This window comes from Saccharothrix xinjiangensis, assembly GCF_039527585.1.
GTDB lineage: Bacteria > Actinomycetota > Actinomycetes > Mycobacteriales > Pseudonocardiaceae > Actinosynnema > Actinosynnema xinjiangensis.
Genome location: NZ_BAAAKE010000044.1, coordinates 33959 through 40502 on the forward strand (window position 1 = coordinate 33959; position 6544 = coordinate 40502).

The following is a 6544-nucleotide window of genomic DNA, read 5'->3' on the forward strand; positions in this document are numbered from 1 at the left end:
CACTCCGGGCACCTCACCCGGGACGGGACGGCGGCCGGCCGGGTCGAAGTGCCGGGGCACGGGCGTCCTCCTCAGGTTCGGCATTCCCGGCAGGCCACCGGCGCGGACTCGGCGTCCAGCTCGACCAGTCGGGCGCGGATGCCGCGGGCTCGGGCGTCGCCCAGAGCCTCGAACAGTTGTACCGTCTCGGTCCACGCCGAGCGTGCTTCGTCGTCGTGGCCGAGCTCGTGGTGGACGTCGCCGAGCTTGCCCTGGAGCGCGGCCCGGCCCCACAGGTCGACCGCCGCGTTGCCGGCGGCCAGTGCCCGTTCGAGGTAGGTGACGGTGCCGGGCAGGTCGCCCAGGTCGCGGTGGACGTCGCCGAGCTTGTCCAGGGCGCAGCTCTCGGACTGGCGGTCGCCCAGCTCGTGCAGGACGGTGACGGCTTGGGTCAGTCCGTCGAGCGCGAGGTCGTGCTCGCCCACCGCGCGGTGGACGTCGGCGATGTAGGACTTCGCGATGGCCCACGCCCAGCGCTCACCGAGCTGCTCGAAAGCGGTCTGGGCGAGCCGGTAGTGCTCGGCCGCCTCCCGGTGCCGGCCGCGTGCCTGGCGCACCCGGCCGAGCCCGATGTGGGACCACCCCTGTCCGCTGTGGTCGTCCAGGCGCCGCCGGATCTCCAGCTCTTCGCCGAAGCACCGCATCGCCTCGTCGAACCGGCGCTGATCGAGGTGGCCGTTGCCCATGTTGTTGAGGATCCACGCCTGCGCGGGCAGGTCGTCGTGGTGTCGTGCCCGGTCCAGGCTCGCGTGGAGCGGGGTCATCCACGTGCTCCACGGATTGCGCCGGTACAGGTAACCGGTCAGCACCAGCGGCAGGCCGAACGCGACGCCGTGCAGGCCCAGCGAGGTCGCCTGCATGGTCGCCGCGGCCAGGTTGACCAACTCGACCTCGCACCACCGCGCCGCATCACTGGCGGTGGCGAAATCCGCAAGCGCATTCCCGGGATCGACCACGACCGGCTGAACAAGCGAGCGGTGGGGAGACCGGACGCGACCGGCCGCTGTGGCCGTGCGCAGGTACCACTCCAACAGGCGACGCCTGGCCGTGGCGGCCTGCTCCGGCTCCGTCGCGAACGCCTGTTCGTTGGCGTAGTCCCGCAGCAGGTCGTGGAAGCGGAAGCGGCGTTGCCCCGCTTCTTGCAGCAGGTGCCCGCGCACCAGCGTGTCGAGCAGGCGAACGGTCCTGACGGGCTCGAAAACATGCTGGTCGGGCTGACGTGATCGGCTATCGGAGTCATTCGTGACCCGGTGGTGACGAAGTGTATTGCGGGAAGGTGCAAGGCTGTGAATCTGAACATTTTGGTCGGCGGTCACCGGAGCACGACTGATGATCGATTGCATTTTCCGCTGGCTACCCAGTCGCCTGGAGGCCACGATGCTAACCGGCGGTGTGTGGAAGACCGCACCGGGTCACCGGTCGCTCGTCGGTCGCGATGGGCGCTGTGGCGGTCGCCGTGGTCCGGGCCGGCGGCCTCTGCCGGCCCGGACCACGGCGGTGATCGTCAGTGGTCGTTGTCGAGTGGCTAGGTCGGTGTGTTGAGGGCCAGCGGGTGTGGTTCGCCGGTCAGTGCGTGTGCCGCTCGAAAAGTCGTCGTCGCTGGTGGAGCGGGGTGTCACCGTGTTGAGATCATGTCCGGGTGATCTTGTCCCTGCTGTACAAGGTGACCCGGAGGTTGCTGTCCGTTCCGGCGGTCCTGTTGCGCGGCGAGGCGGCGAAGGAAGCCGAGTTGCTTGTGCTGCGCCACGAGAACGCGGTACTCCGTCGGCAAGTCACAGGCCCGGTCCGCTACGAGCCCGCGGATCGGTTCTGGTTCGCGGCCCTGTCCGGGCTGGTGGATCGTCGACGTTGGTCAGAGGTCTTCCCGGTCACGCCGGGCACCCTGCTCGCCTGGCACCGCAGATTTGTGGCTCGTCGGTGGGACTACTCCGCGCGTCGACGTACCGGACGCCCACCGACACGAGTCGCGACCAAGTCGCTCGTGCTGCGGCTCGCCAAGGAGAACCCCCGATGGGGTCACCGGCGGATCCAGGGCGAACTGGCCCGCCTCGGCCACCACATCGCACCCTCGACCGTCTGGCGGATTCCGCATGACGCGGGCATCGACCCGGCACCACGCCGCTGCGGCCCGACCTGGCGGGAGTTCCTCACCGCCGAGGCCGACAGCATCATCGCGGCGGACTTCCTCCACCTCGACACCGTGCTCGGTCGAAAGGCTCTACGCGCTGGTGTTCCTCGAACACGGCACCAGACGCCTGCACATCACCGGCGTCACCGCCCACCCGACACAGGCATGGACCGCGCAGCAAGCCAGGAACCTCGCCGCCGACCTCGACACGCGCATGGAATCTCTGCGCTTCCTACTACGCGACCGCGGCCGCGACGGCAAGTACGGCCAGACCTTCGACACCGTCTTCCACGCCGACGATCTCCACGTGATCAAAAGCGCACCGCAGGCGCCCCGGATGAACGCCTACTGCGAACGGGTCATCGGCACCATCAGACGCGAACTCCTCGACCACATCCTGATCACCGGCGAGAGCCACGCACGGCATGCCCTCAAGACCTACGAAGACCACTACAACCGACACCGACCCCACCAAGCCCGCGACCAACTACCACCCGAGACCCAGCAGCAACCTCCGCCAGTCCACGACCTCGACACCCACAGACTGCTTCGCACCCGCATCCTCGGCGGACTCATCAACGAATACAGACACGCCGCCTGACCAGCAGCGATGACTTTTCGAGCGGCACAGGGTCGCTGCAGCTGAGCATCGTGCACACCCCGCTGTCCGTTCCCACCTCGGTGGCCGACGGCCTGCTCGACTCGTGGGTGGGTCTGCTCGACCACATCGCCGCGTGCCGCAGTGGGAAGGTGTCCGATCTCGCGGCCCACGCGGGTGCTCGACGGCCGGTCGGATGACCGGCCGTCGAGCCGTCCTATCGCGTCGACCAGTCGACCTGGAGGTTTCCCTTGGCCGCGAGCACGTCCTCCCACCACGCTCGATTGTCCACGTACCACCGCACAGTCTCGGCGAGGCCGGACTCGAACTCGCGCTCCGGTCGCCAGCCCAGCTCCTGCTCCAGCTTCGACGGATCGATCAAGTACCGGCGATCGTGGTTGGGTCGGTCCGCGACGTGCTCGATCCACTCGGCGGGGTCGAGGTCCAGGTGCCGCAACACGACGTGCACGATCTCCAGGTTGGAGATCTCGTGCCGAGCGCTGATGTCGAAGATGGGCAGCAGCGCAGGGTTGGTGGCCGCTTCCGCCGGGATCGGGCCGAGATCGGCGTGCAGCACGGTGTGGATGGCCGCGCAGTGATCCGTCACGTGCAGCCAGTCGCGCATCTGGAGGCCGTCGCCGTAAACGGGCACCTTCCGACCGCGCAGCACGTTGGTGATCATCAGGGGGATCAGCTTCTCGGGCAGCTGGTAGGGTCCGTAGTTGTTGGCGCAGTGCGTCATCCGGATGTTCATGTCCGGATAGGTCTGCATGTACGCGCGGACGAGTTGGTCGCCGGCGGCCTTCGCCGCGCTGTAGGGCGTCTTGGCGTTCAGCGAGCTGGCTTCGTTGAACGAGTCCTGGCCCGGCGGGAGTTCGCCGTAGACCTCGATCGTCGACACGTGCAGGTGCGAGCGCACGCCCACCTGCCTGCTGCACTCCAACAACGCTTGCGCGCCCGAGACGTTGGAGTGGACGAACGACGTCGGGTCCAGGATCGCCCGGTCATTGTGACTTTCGGCGGCGAAGTTCACCACGTAGTCGGGCATGATCTCGCGGTACAACGCGACCATCTGGTCGAAATCGGCGACATCGGCCCGGAGGAATTCAACCCGGTCTGCGACCGGATCGAGGTTCGGTAGATTCGAGGCAAACCCGAGGTAGTCGACCGCGACGATGCGCGCATCCGGTTCGAGGTCGACCAGGTAATGCACGTAGTTCGCCCCGATAAAACCGGCGGCCCCGGTGACTAGATAGGTGGTCATGACGGCGATGGTACTACAGGGGAGGGGGCGGTTCGGCTCGATGTCGGTCGGTGGAAAGGCAATTCGCGGGCGGCCCGTGAGCGAAGTCCTGCAAAAGGTCGGAATGAAGAGGAGACATGCGCGACACGACATCGCGGTGAACGCGCCGGGCTCGTCCGTGGCAATGTCGTCAACGGGGCACCCATGACGACGGACTCCGGCGGGCCGGTGGCGCGCATCGACGAACTTTCGCGGGCGGGCGACGTCGTCCACCTGCTCTTCGAACTCGATCCAGGCGCGGCCGAGCACCGCGCCGCGGAGCTGGCCCGGCTCGAACTGGCCCAGGACAGCCGGGGCGGCGCCGTCCGGTACCTCGTGGCGCGCGGCGAGGGTGGCGTGCCGGTCGGACTGTTGCCGTTCTACTCGGCATGCTTCCCGTACGACACCGCCGTGATGCCCCCGACCCTGTTCGAGTCGACGGCTCCACCGCGCGACGGGGAACCGTTCGGTCTGGTCGGCTCCCCGGGAGGCGTCGTCAACCAACTGGTGATCGCGGCTCACGTCGATGAGCAGGATGCGACGCGGACGTCACGCGACCTGGTCGACCACGCGGGCCGGTCGGATATCTCCCCACCTGGTCGGTTCCTCCTGATCCCCAACTTGACCGGGAAGCAGGCAGTGCGCCTCGGTGGTCGGGTGGCGGACGCCGCGGGGGTGGAACGCAAGCAGCAGGCCGTCCTGCCCGTGGTGTGGTCGTCTTTCGACGACTACATCTCCTGGTTGCCGCCCCAGCGGCGGGGTGTAGTCCGCCGGGAGCGCCGGAAGTTCCTGGGCGCCCCGATCACCGTGCGCGAGGAGCTGGTGATCGACATGGCAGACGAGTTGGCGCCGCTGCTCGCGCAGACCGAGCGGCACCACGGCCGGGACGTGTCGGTCGAGCAGATGGAGTTCTACCTCGTCTCGATCGCCCTGCACCACGGGGACGGCTGCGTCGCATTTGTCGCGTACCGGTACGGGCGGCCGGTTGCATTCTCCCTGGTGCTCGGCCGCGGAAAGGAGTGGGACATGCGTGCCTGGGGATGCGACTACGACGTCCCACGCGAGGAGAGGCTCTATTTCAACATGGCGTTCTACGAACCCATCACGCGCGCAATCGACCGCGGTGTCGAACTGCTGGACTTCGGCACGGGATCGTTGGAGGCGAAAGTCCTTCGCGGCTGTGAGACACGGGAACTCCGGACGGTCCTGATCGACCGACGACACGTTTCGGCTGGAATCGGGAACCGAGGGTGAGCCGGAAAGGCGGGGTGGAGCAGTGAATTCGCGGCAGATCGACGGTGGTCCGGTGGCGGCTGACGTGGAAGCGGCATTGGTGTCGGCGGTGATCGCGGTCTGGACGGACGTTCTCGGCGTCAGCGGAGTAACGCGTGACGACGCGTTCTATGAACTCTGCGACGACATCAGGAAAGCAGGGCGGGTCGTGGCGCTGCTGCGCCAGTGGCTCGGCGCGGACCTCACGCTGCGGGATCTCCTCGAAGAGGCCACCCCGAGCGGCTTGGCGGTGCTGCTCTCCGGTCGAGGCGTTGTCGCGCCGCGACGACTGCCGACGAGCCCGCTGGTTCCGTCGCGCGCATCGGCGGACGCGGAGGCGAACTGGCGTGATGTCTGGGAGACCACGTACCGGTATGCGAGCACCACCGGCGACCACGCCCTCGACACCTCGGGCTGGTTCGACAACCACACGCTGGCGCCGGTCCCCCAAGCGCACATGGCGGAGTGGGTCGACACGACGGTGCAGCGGCTGGCATCCCTGCCCCACCGCAGGGTCCTGGACGTGGGGGTGCGGCACGGGCATGATCCTCTTCCGCCTGGCGCACTCGAGCGAACGCTACGTCGGCGCGGATTTCTCGGCCGAGGTCGTCGACCGGGTTCGGCGGCGGGTGGACTCGTCGCCGGAGTGGACCGGTGTGGAGGTCGTCCACTGCGCCGCTCCGGACGTGGCCGACGTGGTCGAAGGGCCGTTCGACCTCGTCGTGATCAACTCCGTGATCCAGTGCTTCCCGAGTACCGACTACCTCGCGGACGTCCTGAACAGCGCTGCGAGCCTGATCGCGCCAGGCGGCTCCATCTTCCTCGGCGACATTAGGAACGGCGATCTCGCCGGTGCGTTCCACGCCGAACTGGTCGTGGACGAGCGTGGGTCCGGAATGGACGTGGAGGAGTTCGCGCACCGGGTCGAGCAGTCGATCGCGGCCGATGACCAGTTGCAGTTGGGGCCTAGTAGGACTTTGTTAGGTGGTGTTGACCTGCGGTTTTGTGGGTGGTGTTGTGGCCTGGACCGGTTGTCGGCAGGTGTGGCAGGTGCCGGTCCAGGCGGTGAGTAATCGTTGTAGGTGGCGCAGGACGGCGTAGAGGGTCATGCCTGCGCAGGGGCTTTTAGGGTGCGGCGCAGCTGGGTGCAGACGGCCTGGGCGAGGGAGGCGAGGGTGACGTGGCGGTGCCAGCCGAGCCAGGAGCGGCCTTCGAAGTGGTCCAG

The 6544-nt window shown here is 67.8% G+C and carries 5 protein-coding genes; 3 read left to right on the forward strand and 2 right to left on the reverse strand.

Features of this window, described 5'->3' with window-relative positions:
* Positions 1 to 71: 71 nt before the first annotated feature.
* Entirely contained in the window at positions 72 to 1382 is a 1311-nt protein-coding gene (locus tag ABD223_RS41225; protein ID WP_344043390.1) for a tetratricopeptide repeat protein, read from the reverse strand.
* Between the two features lie 885 nt (positions 1383 to 2267).
* Here ABD223_RS41225 and ABD223_RS41230 point away from each other — a divergent pair.
* Entirely contained in the window at positions 2268 to 2768 is a 501-nt protein-coding gene (locus ABD223_RS41230) for an integrase core domain-containing protein (RefSeq protein WP_344043392.1), read from the forward strand.
* Positions 2769 to 2982: 214 nt separating this feature from the next.
* Here the strand turns inward: ABD223_RS41230 and rfbB are convergent, their stop codons facing one another.
* Positions 2983 to 4281: a dTDP-glucose 4,6-dehydratase gene (gene rfbB / locus ABD223_RS41235; RefSeq protein WP_344043394.1), complete on the reverse strand. Its 1299-nt coding sequence runs from the start codon at positions 4279 to 4281 to the stop codon at positions 2983 to 2985.
* Here rfbB and ABD223_RS41240 point away from each other — a divergent pair.
* Positions 4237 to 5301, forward strand: a complete 1065-nt coding sequence (locus ABD223_RS41240; protein WP_344043396.1) for a GNAT family N-acetyltransferase — start codon at positions 4237 to 4239, stop codon at positions 5299 to 5301. The genes rfbB and ABD223_RS41240 overlap by 45 nt on opposite strands.
* A 392-nt stretch (positions 5302 to 5693) precedes the next feature.
* Positions 5694 to 6392 carry a class I SAM-dependent methyltransferase gene (locus ABD223_RS41245; protein ID WP_344043398.1) on the forward strand — a complete coding sequence of 233 codons (699 nt, stop codon included), beginning with the start codon at positions 5694 to 5696 and terminating at the stop codon, positions 6390 to 6392.
* Positions 6393 to 6544 lie beyond the last annotated feature (152 nt).